The 18,570-nt window shown below is 46.4% G+C and carries 14 protein-coding genes; 8 read left to right on the top strand and 6 right to left on the bottom strand.

Going from position 1 to position 18,570, the window contains the following annotated elements:
- Positions 1-7: 7 nt before the first annotated feature.
- A complete protein-coding gene (locus ACUM5Y_RS01025; protein ID WP_445974993.1) occupies positions 8-1,432 on the bottom strand; it encodes an aminotransferase-like domain-containing protein in 1,425 nt (474 codons plus the stop codon).
- A 231-nt stretch (positions 1,433-1,663) separates the two neighbouring features.
- Here ACUM5Y_RS01025 and ACUM5Y_RS01020 point away from each other — a divergent pair, with 231 nt between their 5' ends.
- From ACUM5Y_RS01020 to ACUM5Y_RS01000, 5 genes are all read left to right on the top strand, one after another.
- Complete coding sequence (locus tag ACUM5Y_RS01020; RefSeq protein ID WP_445974992.1) at positions 1,664-1,870, top strand: DUF1127 domain-containing protein; 207 nt, start codon at positions 1,664-1,666, stop codon at positions 1,868-1,870.
- Entirely contained in the window at positions 1,867-2,475 is a 609-nt protein-coding gene (locus ACUM5Y_RS01015) for a LysE family translocator (RefSeq protein ID WP_445974991.1), read from the top strand. Before ACUM5Y_RS01020 ends, ACUM5Y_RS01015 begins: the two co-directional genes overlap by 4 nt.
- Before the next feature lie 40 nt (positions 2,476-2,515).
- Positions 2,516-3,760, top strand: coding sequence for an MFS transporter (locus ACUM5Y_RS01010; protein WP_445974990.1), 1,245 nt, complete (start codon positions 2,516-2,518; stop codon positions 3,758-3,760).
- Positions 3,757-4,065 carry a GIY-YIG nuclease family protein gene (locus ACUM5Y_RS01005; protein WP_445974989.1) on the top strand — a complete coding sequence of 103 codons (309 nt, stop codon included), beginning with the start codon at positions 3,757-3,759 and terminating at the stop codon, positions 4,063-4,065. The genes ACUM5Y_RS01010 and ACUM5Y_RS01005 overlap by 4 nt, the downstream gene beginning before the upstream one ends.
- A gap of 65 nt (positions 4,066-4,130) precedes the next feature.
- Positions 4,131-4,523, top strand: a complete 393-nt coding sequence (locus ACUM5Y_RS01000) for a VOC family protein (protein ID WP_445974988.1) — start codon at positions 4,131-4,133, stop codon at positions 4,521-4,523.
- A 3-nt stretch (positions 4,524-4,526) separates the two neighbouring features.
- Here the strand turns inward: ACUM5Y_RS01000 and ACUM5Y_RS00995 are convergent, their stop codons facing one another.
- From ACUM5Y_RS00995 to ACUM5Y_RS00975, 5 genes are all read right to left on the bottom strand, one after another.
- On the bottom strand, positions 4,527-6,485 hold the full coding sequence (locus ACUM5Y_RS00995) for a RecQ family ATP-dependent DNA helicase (RefSeq protein WP_445974987.1): 1,959 nt from the start codon (positions 6,483-6,485) through the stop codon (positions 4,527-4,529).
- On the bottom strand, positions 6,482-7,492 hold the full coding sequence (locus tag ACUM5Y_RS00990) for a serine/threonine protein kinase (RefSeq protein ID WP_445974986.1): 1,011 nt from the start codon (positions 7,490-7,492) through the stop codon (positions 6,482-6,484). Before ACUM5Y_RS00990 ends, ACUM5Y_RS00995 begins: the two co-directional genes overlap by 4 nt.
- Before the next feature lie 115 nt (positions 7,493-7,607).
- Positions 7,608-9,632, bottom strand: coding sequence for a glycogen debranching protein GlgX (glgX, locus tag ACUM5Y_RS00985; RefSeq protein ID WP_445974985.1), 2,025 nt, complete (start codon positions 9,630-9,632; stop codon positions 7,608-7,610).
- 18 nt (positions 9,633-9,650) lie between these two features.
- Complete coding sequence (gene glgB, locus ACUM5Y_RS00980) at positions 9,651-11,840, bottom strand: 1,4-alpha-glucan branching protein GlgB (RefSeq protein WP_445974984.1); 2,190 nt, start codon at positions 11,838-11,840, stop codon at positions 9,651-9,653.
- 26 nt (positions 11,841-11,866) lie between these two features.
- Complete coding sequence (locus ACUM5Y_RS00975) at positions 11,867-14,998, bottom strand: phosphorylase b kinase regulatory subunit alpha/beta (RefSeq protein ID WP_445974983.1); 3,132 nt, start codon at positions 14,996-14,998, stop codon at positions 11,867-11,869.
- A gap of 245 nt (positions 14,999-15,243) precedes the next feature.
- Between ACUM5Y_RS00975 and ACUM5Y_RS00970 the strand changes: the two genes are divergently transcribed.
- From ACUM5Y_RS00970 to acs, 3 genes are all read left to right on the top strand, one after another.
- Positions 15,244-15,672, top strand: a complete 429-nt coding sequence (locus ACUM5Y_RS00970) for a YqaA family protein (RefSeq protein WP_445974982.1) — start codon at positions 15,244-15,246, stop codon at positions 15,670-15,672.
- A gap of 41 nt (positions 15,673-15,713) precedes the next feature.
- Positions 15,714-16,424, top strand: coding sequence for an SPOR domain-containing protein (locus ACUM5Y_RS00965; protein WP_445974981.1), 711 nt, complete (start codon positions 15,714-15,716; stop codon positions 16,422-16,424).
- Positions 16,425-16,606: 182 nt separating this feature from the next.
- Entirely contained in the window at positions 16,607-18,565 is a 1,959-nt protein-coding gene (gene acs / locus ACUM5Y_RS00960; protein ID WP_445974980.1) for an acetate--CoA ligase, read from the top strand.
- The last annotated feature ends 5 nt before the right edge of the window (positions 18,566-18,570 follow it).

The raw sequence follows: 18,570 nt of genomic DNA, 5'->3' as shown, positions 1-18,570 counted from the left end.
TAGGGAACTATTCCTCTTCCATCAGCATTGCTTTATACGCCTCAGCAATCAAACCCACACCTTTACTGGTTTTCTCCACATCGCTGTCACTAAAGCCAATTCGCATACAATGACGAAATTTTCCGGTGGCTGAAAACAGTGACCCCGGTGCAAAGCTAACACCTTTTTCACGGCATAAAACCTCTAGCTTCATCGTGTCTATGTGAGGCTCTAACTCCACCCAGAGAACAAAACCCCCCACAGGAAAACTCACCCGAGTATGGCTTGGGAAAAAGTTTTTTATAGCGTTTAGTAGATGGTCTCTTTGCTTTTCGTAAGCTTGACGTACTCGCCTCAGGTGCTTCTCATAGCCTCCTTCACGAATAAACTTGGCGACGGCCAATTGCGGAAAAAGCTGACACATAGAACTGCTAACATATTTGATGTGAGTGACCTTGTCTCGGTATCTGCCCGGTGCAATCCAACCCACTCGCATTCCCGGTGACACGCTTTTAGAGAAAGACGAGCAGAGTAGCACTCGGCCATCTTCATCGTAGGATTTAACGCTTCTAGGGCGAGGGAATTGGTAAGCAATGTCGCCGTAGATATCGTCTTCAATAATGGCGATGTCATAGCTCTGTGCCAAACGATAAAGCTGCTGCTTTTTCTCCTCTGGCATGGTGAACCCCATGGGGTTATTACAAGTAGGGGTAATAAAAATAGCTTTAATCGGCCATTGATCGAGGGCGAGTTCCAAGGCTTCTAAACTAAGACCCGTCTCAGGGTGTGTTGGGATTTCCATAGCTTTTAGGTTGGCGGTTTTGATCGCCTGCATAGAACCATAAAAACCTGGCGACTCCACGGCAATAATATCACCAGGTGAAGCGACGGCTCGAAGACAAACGGAGAGAGCTTCCTGACAGCCTGAGGTGACCACTAAATCATCTGGATGAAAGTGACAGCCGGATGCCACCGCAATACGGCACAACTGCTCACGTAATAGATTGGAGCCTCTAATGTCGTTATAGCCCAAGCCTGCTTCGGGCTGTTGTTTGATGATGTCCGCAAGGTTTCTCAGCAGCGGTTTCATGGTAGCCAGCTTCATGTAAGGCATAGCATGTTGAAGCTGAATGTCCGCTTGTTGACCATTGTTCATTAACAAGCCCAGCACTTCCTCCCATTGAGAGACTTCTAAGGGTCGTTGTGGTGGGCGTGAAATTCGCGGCAGCTTGTCTAGGGTATGGCGAGCTTTGTTCACAAAGTAGCCAGACTTGGCTAATGCCTCTACTAACCCTTCTTGCTCTAATTTGCGATAGGCCTCCTGTACCGTTGAAATGCTCACGTTATGCTCTTTGGCTAACTGTCTAACAGAGGGCAGTTTATCCCCTTGTTTATAGAAGTTGTGTTCAATGTGATCACGTAGACGGTTCGCAAGCTCAATGTAGAGGGCCATGGTCATCCTTAGTTCGGTTTTCAGGAGAAGATCATTATAAATAGAGTCTGTATGACTTATCACCATACAGATTATGGAATATTTATCCATACAGAAGGTGTTTTTGTTATCTGTATGGAAATATAAGTTGATTTTTGAATCTGTATTGTCGTTTTACTTTCTCTTAAAGTATTTATTCATACAGTTGTTGGGTTTGAGACAACGCATTTTAGTAAGAGAAGGGGAATTGTTATGTTGATCATTAGTTTATTCGCTCATTTGCAAGCCTGCCTGGTGCGATACCAAACTCGCGCGGCTTTAAAACAATTGTCTCCACAACAAGTGAAAGATGTGGGCTTGTCTACAGAGCAACACCGCCAAGAGGCGGCTAAATCTAACCTTGTTACCTTGGTTAGAGAGTTGTGCTCACAGCCTAGGCAAAGGAGTGACAAGCTATGATGGATTTATCCTTTATTTTAACCTTCGCATTATATGCCTTTGTTATGTCGGGCACTCCTGGGCCAAATAACATCATGTTGTTGGCATCTGGGGCGCGCTTTGGCTTTCGTCGAACCTTGCCTCACATGATAGGGATAGGGGTTGGTATGGGGGTATTGATATTGTCCTCATTGCTTGGCCTTGGCACCTTGTTTAGCTTATTTCCGCCTTTGTATGTTGTGCTCAAATGGTTAGGTGGGGCTTATTTGTTATGGTTGGCTTGGAAAATTGCTATGGCTCCCACCAATGAATTTAACGACTCTCGGCAACAGCAGACGGCTATGCGCTGGTGGCAAGCCGCGCTGTTTCAGTGTGTTAATCCTAAAGCTTGGATGATGGCGATCAGCAGTGTGAGTACCTTCACGATTCAAGGCGAGTTGTTTGCACAATCTGGTTTTTGGATTATGCTAGTTTTCGCTTGTGTGAACTTCCCGACAATCGCCCTATGGGCTTGGCTTGGGGTAAGTATTCGACGCTGGCTAACCGATGCTCAGCGTCAACGTTGGTTTAATCGTATTATGGGGGCGGCTACAGCGTCCACACTTGTCTTGGTTATTAGCGGTTAAACCATGAAGTGGGATAAGAATTTTAAAATTAAGGGAAATTATGACGGATCACACAAAGCTTACTGATGGGCGTTTAGAGCGCTTGCCAGGCTATTTATATTTGTACTTTTTTTGTCAGTCGATCAATCTAACCGCGGCAGTGATTTCCGTTTCTATGGCCGCAACTGTGGGTAACCTCATCGCACCCAGTGAAAGTTTGGCGACCTTGCCCTACGGTATGCAGTTTCTCATCTTGTTATTTGCCACTTACCCTGTGTCTATGCTGATGGCCAAGCAAGGGCGGAAAGTAGGTTTTACGGTAGGGGCAATGCTGCTGATCGCAGCCGGTGGTGTGGGATACTGTGCCGTGGTCTATCAGTCCTTTGCGTTGCTCATGATTTCTCATGCCTTGTTAGGAGGCTTTACCGCCTGTGCCAATTATTATCGTTTTGCCGCAGTAGACAAACTGTCTGGCAAGGTGAAATCAAGAGCTGTGTCCTTGGTGATTGCAGGGGGCTTGGTGGCGGCTTTCCTAGGCCCAACACTGACCAGTGTGTTACATGATATTGATGGCTTTGCGCTGTTTTCTTTAAGCTACGCGGCCTTGTCTGTCTTAGCATTGGTGAATCTTGTATTGATCGTCTGGCTACCTAAAGAGACTTTAGGTAACAGCAAACAAACGCAGGCCAAAGCACCTCTAAAAGTGCGCGAAATGCTACAAGATATTCCCCCTAAGCTGCTTTTTGCCGTGCTATCTGCTGCGGTTGGTTTTGGCATTATGAATCTTTTGATGATTCAGTCTTCGATTCAGATGCATCACATGCAGGTGCATTTTGATCATTCCTCCATGGCCATACAGTGGCATGTGGTGGCCATGTTTGCGCCTTCGTTAGTCTCTGGTTATTTGATCAATTATTTTGGCCACCAAAAAATAATTGCTTGTGGTTTCTTACTCTTTATCGCCACCTCTGTGGTGAATGTGATTTCGGCCAGTTACCCTTCCATTGTGCTTTCTTTAGTCTTGCTAGGCTTGGCTTGGAACTTCACTTATGTTGGCGGCAGCGCTTATATTTCAGTGATTCTTGAAGGCAATGAAAACGCCAAGCGTTGGCAAGGTTTGGGGGATACAGGGATGGCAATTTTGGCCATGCTGGGGGCCATGTCGCCTGCTTTGTTAATGAGTTCTATCGGCTGGCAAGGTTCTAACATTCTCGCGGCAGTGTGTGTGTTGGCGTGTATTCTTTATCAGGTTTACTTGTGGTTGAAGGACAAACGAGCAGGCTTAGGTTTAGAAAAAGTGTCATGAGTGATCAGGTGATAGAAGAAAAAACTTGGAGTGTGTACATCATTCAGACCCGTTTAAATACGCTATACACAGGTATCACTACGGATGTTACGCGACGCTTCAAGGAGCACCAAGGTCGTTCTGGCTCTGGTGCGAAATACTTGAAAGGCAAAGGGCCACTCACCTTAAAGTGGCATGAAAGGGTGGGCGACAAAAGCCGAGCGCTAAAGCTAGAGTACCGTATTAAGCAACTGAGTCGGCAACGTAAGTTACAAATTATTGCGGGGCAGCTTAGTTTAGATTCTTTACTTGATTCACGCGGATAATACTTGTTTTTTAGAGTGCTGATTCGTAGCATGAAACCTCTATTAAAGGAAAAGACACGGGTATTATGATTAGCCACATAGACCATATTGTTTTTACAGTTTCCGACATCGAGCGTTCATCGAACTTCTATCAGCAAGTATTAAATATGCAAGTGATCTCCTTTGGCGAGCAGCACTGTGCGGTTCGCTTTGGTGAGCAATCTCTCTATTTGCAACGTCTAGGGGATGAAGTACGTCATCATGCTATGGAAGGCGCAGGTAATGTGGGCTTTATTTCAGATTGGCCGATGGAAGATATTCTTTCTCACCTGCAAAAGCACCAAGTGGTGGTGTTGGAAGGCCCAGTGGAAAAACAAGGCCCCCTCGGAGTGATGTCTTGTGTTTATCTAAATGATCCAGATAACAATCTTATTGAAATTCGAGTGCCTGTTGCGACAACGCAAGACACAAATGATTGATGGTTAAGGACTCTGTAACACCTTCTCCACAGTCTCCAATACTTGGCGATAGCGCCATTCCTCATAGTTTCCAAAGCCTGGCAATTGTCGGGCTTTTATTTTCGTAAACAGCGGCTGGGTTAACCCCGTTAAAAATCTTGTATAGAGCACGGTGCTTGGGGCTTTGTTTGGCTGGTAAGCTTCTAATGCTCGTTGAAGTCCTTGCATAAGGGGCTGAATCTCATCCACTGGTAGGGTGTGCTGGGCGGGTTGAGCGCTAAACACCAAAGGCTTGCCTCGACAAACGGAACAATGGTTACAGTGTGATGGAGCGTCTTGATCACCAAAGTAGCGTGCTAGATTATGGTTAAGGCAACGCTCTAGCTGGAAAAAACGAATCATGGTGGCGATACGTTCAATTTCTGCTGTTTGCTTGTCTTCGACATATTCTTGCAATTGCTGTGTCAGCTGGGCAATTTGTTCCATGTTTAAAGCAACCTGATAGACCTCAGTTAGTCCTTTGCTTTCTAGTATTAATCCTTCTTGGTCAGCTGCGTATTCTAAAACTTGCAACACATCGTTTCGGGATAATCCCGCCTTATCAAACAGCTGGGTAAAGTCCGGAGTCCCCCAGATTTTCTTAAAATGAGTGGCGTTAGCGATGGCCATAAAGGTCTCTCGCATACTCTGGGGCAGTTGCTTCCTTATGCTGTCGAGATCTGTAAGCCACTTGATACGTACATCGGCATAGTAGCTGTATTGTGGGATTAGGACGTTCAGCAGCTCTAATTGCACTAGTAGGGTCTTTAATGGCAGGCTGCGAATATTGGTTTGAGTCGACAAACTATGCAGTTGTGTTTCCCAGCTTCTCCCCCCATGACTCAGAGTGCTCTGTTGATCGATTAAGTGAAGCAGTTGTTCTATGTCTTGAGCCTCGGGAGTATCCCCATAGACAAAGTTTTCCAAAGTATTAAGGCCTTCTAAGCTGGCCAGCAAGACGCAGCGACTGGCTTGATTGTCACGACCTGCACGACCAATTTCTTGGCTGTAGTTTTCAATGGATTTGGGAAGATCATAATGCACCACAAGACGAATATCTGACTTGTCTATGCCCATCCCAAAGGCGATGGTCGCCACGATTATTTGAGTTTCATCCGCCATGAATTGTGCTTGAATTTGGCTGCGCAGCTCATTGCCCAACCCCGCGTGATAAGCAGCAGCAGAATAACCATCGGCTTTTAGTTGCTGAGCAATGTCTTCAGTATTTTTCTGCTGAGTGACATAAACAATACTCGGCCCTGGGCTTTGGTTGAGTACTTGCTTGAGTAGGGCGTACTTTTGTGTCACTTGGGTGGGCATTAACTCAATGTCTAGGTTGGCTCGATAGAAGCCTGTTTGCACTATGTGTTGAGGCTGAATCGCAAATTTTTGAGCCATGTCTTTTTGCACACGGCGGGTCGCCGTTGCCGTCAGTAACAGCACCAAAGGAATCGCCAGTTGTTGCTGATACTGGGGCAATTTAAGGTAATCAGGACGAAAATTATGGCCCCATTCTGAGATACAGTGAGCTTCATCAACCACCAGCATTGAAATGGCAATGTTGTTAATAAAGCGGCGGAAGCGCTCGTTTTTAAAACGCTCCACGGAAATCATTAAAATTTTTATTTCGCCAGACTGAACTCTCGCCATCACGTCTTGGCTGGTGGCTTTGTCTTGACTGGAATCTAAACTCGCCGCGGCAATGCCCTTGCTGTGCAAAAAAGCCAGCTGGTCGTGCATGAGGGCAATAAGCGGGGAGATCACCAGAGTAAGATGGGGTAATTGGGTGGCCGTAAACTGATAACATAAGGACTTACCCGACCCCGTGGGAAACACAGCTAAGGAAGAGTGGCCGTCTAACAGTTGACTGATGGTTTGCTGTTGCCCTTGGCGAAACTCATTAAAGCCAAAGTGTTTTTGTAGTGTCTCTTGCAAAGGGATCATCGACTGATGTGCCCCCATTCCTTCTCGCAATTGGCCAGCTCGTTCAAATGGTTTAGCCAGTAGTCTTCACTGCCAAACCAAGGGAAAGCCCGTACAAAAGCGGGGTCGTGCCAACGGCTTTGTAGCCAAGCCGCATAATGAATGACTCGAACAGACTTAAATACATCGATAAGGTCCAGCTCGCGAGTGTCAAAAGGCAAGTAGCTTTCGTAGCCTTCAATAATTTCACTTAACTGCTGACGTGGGTTTTCGGTTTGAGTCAGGTGTAGCCAGATATCTTGTACTGCGACGCCGTTTTGGCAGTCGTCAAAATCCAATAAGTGGAACTGTCCATCGTGGAGCATAAGATTGCTGCGATGACTGTCCCCATGAATCGGACGTAATTGAGCAGGCCAATAGGCTTTGATACGAGCTTCACAGCGCTCATAAAGTCGCTCGATTTGCTGCTTGTAGCGATCTTTTAAGGACGCGGGCAAGTGTTTGTTTTCTAAAATCAGCGTGGCGGCAGCACGTATTTGCTCTAAGGGAGAAACACTAATGCGGTGCTGGAACGGTCGACTGGACAGGCCTTCATGAACCTGACCGATAAGCTCGCCCAGTTGGAAAAGCTGATCAAGGTTATCCGCTTCTGGGTGTTGTCCCACTAAGCGCTTGCTTAAGCAAAAATACAGTCCTTGGTGTTTTAGCAGGCTTTTGCCATTGAATACCATGGGAGCGACGACTGGAATGCCAGCGGATTCTAGCTTAAGTAAGGTGTCGTGTTCTTCTCGAATTTGTGCCGTACTCCAGCGTTCAGGGCGATAGAACTTGGCAATAATAGGGGAGCCATCTTCCACACCAACCTGATAGACACGGTTTTCATAGCTGTTGAGTGGATAGATGCGCGAATCACACCATAATCCCGTGGACTCAACCGCGTCTAAAATCACATCGGGCACTAATATGGAAAAAGGGTGATCTTGCTCGGTGGTGGAGGGCTGGGTGAGTTTGTTATTGCCTGTAGACATGATGAAAGAGCTCTAAATAGGGTGGAACGAAATCGAATCGAAAAGGGTCATAGCTCCCACCATCTTAGCCAGTCACTATTGTCGACCCGGGTAAAATGGGGAGAGTTTTTATAGGTTAAAATTGAGCAAGCATAACGCCTCGATATTGGCACTCAATATGGTCAGTGTGTAATTGCATGCCTGGGGTATGATAAAGCACTTTGAGTTGCTGCACAGGGCAAGGAGGCATGGCTTGAAGAGGAATGTCTTCGCGATAAAACACTAGCCACAATCGGCTCGTGTGATCCGCCGAGGTTAGGGTCAGTGCGACATAATCCCGCTCGGCTTCATTCCAGTCGTCGCCACTCATGGGCAAACCTTGCTCGTTTAACCAAGTGATCTGATCGGCGGTTTTAAATTGATATAGGGCATCGTCCGCAAGGTGAATTTCCGCCAAAATAGGGTGTTCTTTGCGTAGCTGGGTCAGTTGACTAATGGTGTCTTGTAACGCGCTACGCGCTTGTGTGTCCTGCCAGCTGAACCAGGTGAGTTCATTGTCTTGGCAATAGGCATTGTTGTTGCCTTGCTGAGTATGGGAAAGCTCATCCCCACCCAGAATGTGTGGCGTACCTTGGCTTAGCAGTAAAGTGGCCAGAAAACAGAGTTGCTGATTCAAGCGCTTTTGTAGGATGTCAGGGTTATCTGTAACCCCTTCGACTCCAAAGTTCTGGCTGATATTGTCCCCATGACCATCACGGTTATTTTCCATGTTTGCGAGGTTATGACGGCGGTGGTAAGACACCAGATCATTCATGGTGTAGCCATCGTGATAGGTGATGTAGTTTACCGAGTGTAGGGCGCTGCGATGGCCTTTGTGGAAGTAATCCCGAGAGCCCATGAGGCGCGTGGCAAATTGTGGTACTAGCCCTTCATCACCACGCCAAAAGCGGCGCATGGTATCTCGATACTGATCATTGCATTCGAAAAATCCGCGAGGAAACTGCCCGACTTGGTAGCCATTGGGGCCAATGTCCCAAGGCTCCATGACCAAGCAGATATTGCTCAGTATTGGATCCTGTAAAATCGCTTGTAGGAGCGGGGCTTTTGGGGAGAAATCATGATCGGTACGGCCAAGGTCCACCCCAAGGTCAAAGCGGAAACCATCTACCCCGAGGGTTTCAACCCAGTAGCGCATACTGTCACAGATGAGCCGTATGCTAGCAGGGCTATAGGTGTCGACACAGTTACCACAGCCTGTGTAGTTTAAATATTTGCCTTCTTGGTGGCGGTAATAATGGCGATTGTCTAAACCTCGATAACACACGCTCGACTGGTCCATATCGCTTTCTGCGGTATGGTTGTAAACCACATCTAGAATCACTTCGAAGCCTGCGGCTCGTAAGCCATCTATCATTTGTTGGAATTCTAAGGTGGCGTCTTGATAGGCGTAGGAAGGTTCGACGGCAAAGAAACTGATTGGATTGTAGCCCCAGTGATTATGTAGGCCAAGGGCATGTAGGTGACGCTCGTGGGCAAAGCTAAAGCAGGGCATGAGTTGGATGGTGGTGACGCCAAGTTTTTGTAAGTGCTCTATGCCTAGATCACTGATAACACCAAGGTAGGTGCCTTTTAAGTGTTCCTCAATGGGCATTTGTTGGCTAAAACTTTTAACGTGTAACTCATATAAAACCCGGCTAGCAGGGGCTACTTTGACTCGCTCTGGGCGGTCGCTGTTTGGCTCAATGGGCTGAACAATCGACTTGGGAACACAATAGGCGGAATCTTGGGTGTTGATTTGACCCTCGTCGGATACCGCGACTTGATCCTCATGCCAAGTTAATTTGCTGCTTAACACTTTCGCGTAAGGGTCGATCAATAATTTATGAACATTAAAGACCTGCATTTGCTCAGGTGCAAACGGCCCTTCTGCTCTAAGGCCGTATTTTTGTCCGGTTTTAAGGCCAACTACTTCCATGTGCCAGATGCCCCTCTGTTTAGTAACAAAAGGCAGCCTTTCTAGTTCATTTTCCGCTTCATCAAATAAACACAGGTAGAGGGTTTGAGCGTCTTCGGAAACCACGGCGAAATTAACCCCTTGAGGGGTCACAGAAGCGCCTAAAGGAAAAGGTTGGCCGAGATTAATTGTGTAAGTGTCGCTCATTCGAAACCCTCAGGTCGTTTATTTGTCGCCAAGCCATTTTAACAAGATGCCTGCCAAAGGTGGCACTTGCAGCTCAATGCTCTGATTTTTGCCGTGGCTGGCAATGTTAGCGGTGATAAATTCATCCGATTTTACATAGCCACTGCCTGCGTACTCTGGGCTGTCTGAGTTGAAAATCACCTGATAACGTCCCGCTTGAGGCACTCCAATACGGTAGTTGCCCTGTGGCACAGGGGTGAAATTCACCACAGCAATAGCGTGTTCAAGACCGCATTTAGATTTACGTACAAAGGCCAAAATACTGTTGGCACTGTCATCGTAACTGATCCATTCAAAACCGTGACCGGAATGGTCTAGATGCAAAGAGGCTTCATTTTGATAAAGATGGTTTAAATCTTTGCTAAGTTGATGCTGGCCTTGATGGTAATCAATCTCTAAGAGGTGCCAATCCAGCGAGCGTTCGTGGCTCCATTCTTGGCCTTGGGCAAACTCATTGCCCATGAAATTCAGCTTTTTCCCCGGATGAAAATACATGTAGCTTGAAAATGCGCGTAAGTTGGCGAATTTCTGCCAGGCATCCCCGGGCATTTTTTCTATCATGGAGCCTTTACCGTGGACCACTTCGTCATGGGAAATTGGCAGAACAAACTGTTCGTCAAAGGCATATACCATACTAAAGCTCAGTTCACCTTGATGGTATTGGCGATGCACTGGGTCTTTTTTCATGTATTCCAAAGAGTCGTTCATCCAGCCCATATTCCACTTAAAGCCAAAACCTAGGCCGTCCATGTAGGTGGGTTTGGATACCCCAGGAAAAGCGGTGGACTCCTCTGCTACGGTAAAACAACGCGGGTGGTTTAGATACACGGTTTCGTTCAAGCGACGTAGGAAACTGATGGCTTCATAATTGTGATTGCCACCATCTTTATTAGGGATCCATTCACCTTCTTCACGAGAGTAATCTAGGTACAACATAGACGCCACGGCATCGACTCGTAGGCCATCAATGTGGAATTCTTCTAGCCAATACACAGCGTTACTGATCAGGTAATTCACCACATGCTCTTTACCAAAGTCATAGATAAGTGAGTTCCATTCAGGGTGCCAGCCTTTTTTGGGGTCGGGATATTCGTATTGTTTTGAACCATCGAAATTGGCTAAACCATGGCTGTCCGCTGGGAAGTGGGCGGGTACCCAATCCATAATGACGCCAATATTGGCTTGGTGCAGGGCATCGACTAAGGCTTTGAATTCTTCAGGCGTTCCAAAGCGGGACGTTACGGCATACAGGCCAACTGGTTGATACCCCCAAGAACCGTCAAAAGGGTATTCGGTGACAGGTAAAAGTTCCACATGGGTGTAACCCATACGGCTCACATAGGGCACTAACTCATCGATCAGCTCCACATAACTTAGTGGCTGGTTGTCTTCCTTACGACGCCAAGAACCTAGATGTAATTCGTAGATGCTCATGGGGTTTTCATAAAGGTCTATGACAGGGCGCTGGGTCCATTTATCGTCTTGCCATAAATGCTTGTTATCAAAACAGGTGACACTGGCAAAGGATGGGTACTGTTCAATGCTTTGGGCATAGGGGTCGCTACGATGGGGCAGTAAGTCACCGTTATTCGCGCGAATTTCAAACTTGTAGCGGGCGCCATGATTCACATCTGGAATAAATAAACGCCAAATACCATCACCGTTACTGGACATGGAGTGAATGCGACCATCCCAACCATTAAACTCGCCAACAACCGCCACGGAGCGGGCAGCGGGAGCATAGACAGCAAAGCGGGTGCCATTAATGGTCAAGTTTGCGTTGATCTTTGCCCCAGTTCGGATGGCTCCTTGGCTCTTGTAGAGGTTAGCCTGATGGTGCTCTGGGTCGTTAAAAGTGGTGTCAGCAAACTGATAAGGGTCAACAATCGTGTGGGTGTGTTGGGCAAACTGAATCTTCAAGCGGTAATGAAAGGGCTTGGTTTTCGTCGGCCAATGGCAATGGAAAATCCCTTGGTCGCTCAGCACTTCCATCACGCCTAAACTGCTATCAGTGTCTATCGCCAATACTTCTATTGTTAATGCGCCTGGGTACCATGCGGTTAGCTCAAGCCCTTTTTTGGTCGACTTGCGTAATCCTAAGCAGCCAAAGGGGTCAGCGCAACGAGCCTGTGTAAGGTCGTTGATCAGCGTGTTTTTTAGTATATCCATTCACTTCTCCAGCTTGCTTTTAATAATTATGGCTGTTTGTCTTGTGTGTATTGTTGACTGTGTAATTTACTCACCGCCCATTTGAGATAGCGATTCACCTTGCTTAGGGTCAACTGGGCAAACTCATCAAGGGCACCATCGGCCAAACCTTCTTCAGGGTGGCTGGCTTGATACTGTTCACTGTGATCCATAGCGGCTTTGGACACCAACACAGGTAGGTTAACTTCCTGATGGAACTGACAATCCTTATGTTGTTGGCAGAACTGAATGAAAGCATATAAAGCCTCAAAAATCAGACTCTTATACCAGCTAGGGTGTATGTTAGAGGTTAACGATTCAATCAAAATGGCAAAGCTGTCTTCACCCGGCGTCATGGAGTTGATCGCCCGCTTACAATCAAGGGTGGTATTACTTTGAAAATCCCCAAATACGATTGTGTCCACGTTACTTAGGCTTTCCCATAACTGCGCCAGCATAGCATCAGGCAACTTGGTAATCATGCCTTGCTCAGAGCGCCAGTCGAACCAATCCACGTCTTTAAGGCTCTTATTGTTGCTGTCTAAACTGTCGTGGTAATGCACATGGTTAGTAACATAGCTGAACTCATCGTTTTTATCTTCTAATACTTGCTTGAGAGTCTCATAAAGTTGGCTTGGTGAAACTTTTGCAAGCACTTCAAACATGGACTCATGCTCTTCTGGGTCAAATTTACGGGCACACAAAGAAATTAGGTTTTGTATGCGAATGGTACGTACCCCATAGAAGAAATCTGATTGCACCTTGATCAAGGTACCAACAATGGCGATGACTTCATGGGCTATAACCAAGCTCAGAGGCGACCCCGAGGCCTTCTTGAGAACGCTGAGTATTTCATCTTGATGCAATGGGGAGCTAATGGTGACTTCGGTTGCTGGCGTTTCCCCAATGACTAATTGGCGTTGTCGAACGGTAATGTCGGCAATGTAGGTAGCAAGATCAGTAGAAGGGCTAATGATTTGCGAAAACAACAAACGAGCGGTGCGCCATTCTTCAAGGAAGAGGGCCTGTATGTAAACTGAATTGAGCACCCTTTGGGCTGTGATCACGGGTACAGAGCCCGGAATAGCGTTCATCAGGGCTTTTCTGTTGCCCAGTTCCATTAGGCTGGCTAAGGCATCATCTAGGCAAGGTTGTTGAGCAAGGTGTGATAGTAGGGTACTTTCATCAAGCTGTTCCACATTGATTAAACTCGATGGCTTGTTAAGGTCTAGTGGCCAGCGCGTTTCATGGTGGGGAATGTTAAGGCTCAACTGGCTGGTAAGATTCCCCATAGGGTTACTGATGCTACGACGGTTACCCGACTTGAAGGCATTCTTAGCGGACTGAGGAATAACGCGGAACTCTTCTAATTCACGCTTTTGCAATTGGCGAATAAAGGCGAATAGCTCGTCGCTACCACGCATTTCACTAATGGCTTCATCGATTAGCACGGTGAAAACCGCATTGGCTCGGTAATACCAACCCTGAGCAATGGCCGTAAGTTCATTGCGAATATGGGCTTGGAATAACGCCGGATCAATTTTGCGATAATCTTTGTCTTCGTTTTGAATCCAAGATAGACACAAATAGCTTTCTTCATTGATGCGAAAAGCCTGACAGGTGGCTAAGCTGTTTAGGGCGCGATTTGGGCGACCTGTTAAGCCCAGTGGCTCAGAGGTGCCTAGCTGGCGATAAGTATGAATAAGTTGCTCAGCACTGATGGCTTTAATAGGAGCAATTTCATCAAGGGTTTGGCACAGACAGCCAGCCGCGAGGAGCTTTTCTTTAACTTTTTCATTTTGCGCTAAGATCACCATAGATGTGGTTACTTTATGGGCTTTATGCTGATTTCTGTGCAAACCAAGAGGGTCTAGATCATCCGTGCGAATGAGTTCTTCATCCAGCATTTTACCGACCAGATACAAGCTTTGCGCCCAAACAAGGGGCAAGTTGTCGTTAGGTAAGCGGGCTTGAGAGCCTGGGTTTTCTTTCTCCGCCAAGATGCTTTCTTGAGGCACATAATAAAGCTCTGGTAGCAGCATCTCACCGTCTTTTTCCACCATTAATGTTTCTAATTTATGGCGATAAAAGTTTGCGTTCTCCCAATCTCGAGCGAATAAACGGTCAATGTAGAGGTAGGTGAAGAATAACGGCCATTCAGATTCTATGTGCTCAAAGTTGATGAGTTCATCGTATTCATAATAAATACGGCTTTGATCTTCCAGCACAGATTGGTGGCCATCCAACAAGAAGCGTTTGCAGCCGTATTCGCCGCCTAATTTGCTGATGATCTCTTTACGAGTACGGTGGGTGAGTTTCTCGTTATTCACGGCAAAAGCTGGGTAACTTATAATGCTTAATACCGCAGCATCCACTTCTTTAGAACGGGACTCTTTTGGCAATAGGGACTCAAGTACGGAACCTGCCCGGGCAACCGCATCTGGGAAGGAATGGATAACTGACCATTCTGGACCATCTTCACCGAATAGATTTAGGCCATCTAGGGCTTCCATGGCGGCTTTTGCCATACCTACCGAGCTGGCATTAATTTCCGCTTTACCATTATTGACCTTATTGCCTCGTTCCCAAATACCGTAATCTGGGGTGCGGTAAGTACGTGAAATATAGTAAATCAGGTTCTGAATAAAATTGTATTCGTCGCGGGTAAAAATGACCTTGGAACCGGCTTTGGTCATTTGTGCCATCATCAAAAGGTAAAAACTGGTGGCGTCAATTTGTAAGTGACCCCAAGCATCATCGGCCACCGCTTCTAAACCTGTCTTAGTATCGTATTTGGCATGCAGGGCGTCCTTAGGATCGAGGCTGAATTTGAACTTTTCGACCTTATGGGCTTGGCGCATCATAGCGAAGAGTAAGCCACGCATCATTTTGATACAGGCGTACTCCAATTCATGGGTGCGTTTGTCCGGGTTTGAGGCACGCTTATAGGCGAGGTGCAATGCCCAGACCGCCTGAATACTGTAAACGTTGTCTCGTACCCAAGCGTCCGTGTAGTTACCATGATTGTTAATGCTGGTACTGGCTGGGAATAATCCGGTTACCGGATGTTGTCGTGAGAGTATTACCGCTTGGATGTGTTTATAAAGAGAATCTAATTTTTCTTGCGTATCAAACGACATGTAGGATCCCTTATGAAGACAAATAGCTTCAATGGTTAGTATTGCACTTAAGATACTAAGGCTATGTTAACGTAAAACTACTATACCCAATCGATCATAGGCACACAAAGCGCTTAGCTGGGTAAATCGGCTTCATTTACATTAAATTTCGATCTTCTTGGTTGTCTGGTAAAATTTTGTCTTAAATGACTATTTTTAGGCCATTTGCTCCCAACCCATAATGTCAAAGCAACAGGCTGAACTCATTGAACAGTTTCATAGTTTTTATAACGGCTTTCTTTTCTGCCACCATTTTGCCTCTTGGCTCCGAAGCCGTACTCTTATTTTATGCAAATCTTGAACCAAATAACCTATTGTTTTTATGGTTTTGGGCAACCCTTGGAAACACATTAGGAGGATTAACTAATTGGTTTTTAGGACGATTTTTAATAGGCTATGAATCTAGAAGGTGGTTTCCTATCAAGCAGGCACATAGACTGAAAGCACAGGGCGTATTTCAACGCTATGGGCTTTGGTCGTTATTATTCACTTGGTTGCCTGTTGTTGGAGATGGAATTGCCTTAGTATCGGGAATGTTAGGAACGAAAATGCGTTATTTTTTGCCTCTTGTTTGCATAGGGAAAGGCGCACGTTATGCGATAGTGTTGTATGGCCAAAATTTGTTTCTGAATTAACAGAGTCATAAATTTATAACAGTGAAGACTGGGGATATAAAATGAACTTGTTTAAGGGTTGCATGGTAGTGCTGGTGGGAGCGAGCTTAGTGGCTTGTTCTAGTGATGGTCAAAACACCTTTATGGCATATCAAGATCTACAGGATATGGTGAAAGATCATGATGAGAAATGGCAGCAAGTTCAGCCACAGTTAGAGCGCTTAGAGGCGTTAGAGTTAGAAGTGGCTGAGTTAAAAGAAAAAAATGCGGCACTGACAAACTCTGCTTCGCCTGAAATGGATGCTGATACGACCCCTGTTAGTTCCACTGGCGTATCCTTTAGTCAACCGATTGAGTCTACTAGCTTAGCAGCCCCTACTTCAGTAACTGAAGTGGCCCCTGTCACATCATCTGAACCTGTTACTGCTCCTGTTGTGCAAGCCCCTGAGATGGCGAAGGCCGCTCCTGTGGTTAGTGCGCCCGTTGTCGCCACTTCCTCTAGTAATTTTTATGGAGTGCAATTGGCGTCTTACAGCACCAAAGAAGAGGCTACTCGTGGCTGGCGAATTCTCAGTAAAGAGTCTCCGGAAAACTATGTAGACCTTGCTCCAAGAGTCAATACCAAGAGTATTAATGGCCGTACTATGAATCAGCTAAAAGTTGGGCCGTTCGAAAGCAAACCTTTTGCAACAGATTTTTGCAATATGCTTAAGCAACAGCAAAAAGATTGTTTGGTTACCCGATACGATGGAGAGCCAATTTCCAGTTATTAATCTAGCTATTCTCCAATTTCGACCTTTGAAAAGCACTTCCTAAAAAGGAGGTGCTTTTTTTATGGGCTGGCCATTGCATAAAATTTCGCCATAAGACTAAAGTGGAATGGCCTGACCCGATTGATTCGTTATAGTGGTTTTAATTAAGCATCCTAACAATAAATTTAACAATGGAGCGTGACATGGAATCCAATATAAGCAAGGCGTTACAAAAGACAGCTGACAATGCAAACGTTAGCCAAGCAGATTTTGAACAAAAATACCTTCAGTCGGTGAATAACCCTGAAGCTTTTTGGGCAGAGCAGGGCCAGCGACTAGACTGGTTTACGCCTTACACTAAAGTTAAAAACACCTCATTTGCGCCCGGTAGTGTGGACATTCGCTGGTTTGAAGATGGTGTGCTCAACGTGGCTTATAATTGTATTGATCGTCATCTGAAAGATAAGGCTGATAAAGTGGCTTATTACCTTGAAGGTGATGAAGAGTCCGAGGCTAAACAAGCTATCACCTATCAGCAGCTTCATGATGAAGTGGGGCGCTTAGCCAATGCGCTGAAAGCTCAAGGCATCAATAAAGGCGACCGTGTGGCCATTTACATGCCGATGATTCCTCAAGCGGTTTACAGTATGCTGGCCTGTGCCCGTATCGGCGCCATTCACACCGTGATTTTTGGCGGCTTCTCAGCCAACGCCATTGCCGATCGTCTGCAAAACTGTGATGTAAAACTTGTGATTACCGCAGACGAAGGCCGTCGTGCCGGTAACAAGGTCCCACTTAAAAACAATGTCGATAAAGCCTTAGAAAACAATGCTTGCCCGTCCGTACAAAATGTATTGGTGTATCGTTACACGCAAAAAGACGTGGCTTGGACAGATGGCCGCGACCTTGATTGGGCTGAAGTCGTTGACACTCAAAGCAGCGAATGTCCTGCAGAGCCCATGCAAGCGGAAGACCCGTTATTTATCCTTTACACTTCCGGTTCAACCGGGAAACCAAAAGGTGTGGTGCATTCCACTGGTGGCTATCTGGTCTATGCAGCCCTGACCCATGAGGTGGTTTTCGATCTTAAAGAAGACGATATTTACTGGTGTGCAGCAGATGTCGGCTGGATTACAGGCCATAGTTACATGGTCTATGGCCCTCTTGCTAATGGCGCCACCAGTGTATTGTTTGAAGGGGTGCCGACTTTCCCTAATTTCGGCCGAGTTGGTCGCGTGGTCGATAAATACAAGGTATCCATTCTTTATACTGCACCAACCGCTATTCGTGCCTTGATGTCAAAAAGTGATGAAGCGATTTGTGATAGCTCTCGTGAGAGCTTGCGAGTGCTGGGCAGTGTGGGTGAGCCGATTAACCCCGAAGCTTGGTCTTGGTACCACTCGAAAATGGGTAACGGCAACTGTCCTATTGTTGATACTTGGTGGCAAACCGAAACAGGTGGTTTGATGATGTCACCACGTGTAGTGCAAACTCAGGTGAAACCAGGGGCTTGTACAGGGCCTTTATTTGGTATTCAACCTGCCTTGGTTAACGCTCAAGGTGAAATACAGGATGCCCAAGGTGAGCAGGTAGAAGGTGGTCTTGTCATTACAGACTCTTGGCCAGGCCAAGCGCGAACCGTTTATGGGGACCATGAACGTTTTGAGCAAACTTATTTCAGCACCTTTGAGGGCATGTACTTTACGGGTGATGGGGCATTACGCGACGCCGATGGTGATTACTGGATCACGGGTCGTATGGACGATGTATTGAATGTTTCTGGTCACCGTTTGGGTACGGCAGAAATTGAAAGTGCTTTGGTGGCACATCCTTCCATCGCTGAAGCGGCGATTGTGGGCTACCCCCATGACATTAAAGGTCAAGGTATTTACGTTTACGTCAGTACGATCGCAGGCGTGGAGCCAAGCGATGAACTGATGAAAGATTTGAAGCTCTTTGTGCGCCAAGAAATCGGCCCGATTGCGACGCCAGATTTGATCCAGTGGGCAACCAAAGGTCTGCCAAAAACGCGTTCGGGTAAGATTATGCGCCGGATCTTGCGTAAGATTGCCGCCAATGAACATGATCAGCTAGGGGATACGAGTACTTTATCTGATCCAAGTGTGGTTGATGATTTAATCGAGAACCGTTTAAATGTATGATTAAT

The organism is Marinomonas dokdonensis (assembly GCF_052747885.1).
Note: the sequence above shows the minus strand (reverse complement) of the source record. Positions and strands in the feature narration are given on the sequence as shown.

Coding starts and splice junctions, on each gene's coding strand:
- ACUM5Y_RS00965 (WP_445974981.1), top strand. CDS start 15,714: ATGAACTTGTTTAAGGGTTGCATGGTAGTGCTGGTGGGAGCGAGCTTA.
- ACUM5Y_RS00995 (WP_445974987.1), bottom strand. CDS start 6,485: ATGATCCCTTTGCAAGAGACACTACAAAAACACTTTGGCTTTAATGAG.
- ACUM5Y_RS01025 (WP_445974993.1), bottom strand. CDS start 1,432: ATGGCCCTCTACATTGAGCTTGCGAACCGTCTACGTGATCACATTGAA.
- ACUM5Y_RS00990 (WP_445974986.1), bottom strand. CDS start 7,492: ATGTCTACAGGCAATAACAAACTCACCCAGCCCTCCACCACCGAGCAA.
- ACUM5Y_RS01000 (WP_445974988.1), top strand. CDS start 4,131: ATGATTAGCCACATAGACCATATTGTTTTTACAGTTTCCGACATCGAG.
- ACUM5Y_RS01005 (WP_445974989.1), top strand. CDS start 3,757: ATGAGTGATCAGGTGATAGAAGAAAAAACTTGGAGTGTGTACATCATT.
- ACUM5Y_RS01020 (WP_445974992.1), top strand. CDS start 1,664: ATGTTGATCATTAGTTTATTCGCTCATTTGCAAGCCTGCCTGGTGCGA.
- ACUM5Y_RS00975 (WP_445974983.1), bottom strand. CDS start 14,998: ATGTCGTTTGATACGCAAGAAAAATTAGATTCTCTTTATAAACACATC.
- acs (WP_445974980.1), top strand. CDS start 16,607: ATGGAATCCAATATAAGCAAGGCGTTACAAAAGACAGCTGACAATGCA.
- glgB (WP_445974984.1), bottom strand. CDS start 11,840: ATGGATATACTAAAAAACACGCTGATCAACGACCTTACACAGGCTCGT.
- glgX (WP_445974985.1), bottom strand. CDS start 9,632: ATGAGCGACACTTACACAATTAATCTCGGCCAACCTTTTCCTTTAGGC.
- ACUM5Y_RS01015 (WP_445974991.1), top strand. CDS start 1,867: ATGATGGATTTATCCTTTATTTTAACCTTCGCATTATATGCCTTTGTT.
- ACUM5Y_RS01010 (WP_445974990.1), top strand. CDS start 2,516: ATGACGGATCACACAAAGCTTACTGATGGGCGTTTAGAGCGCTTGCCA.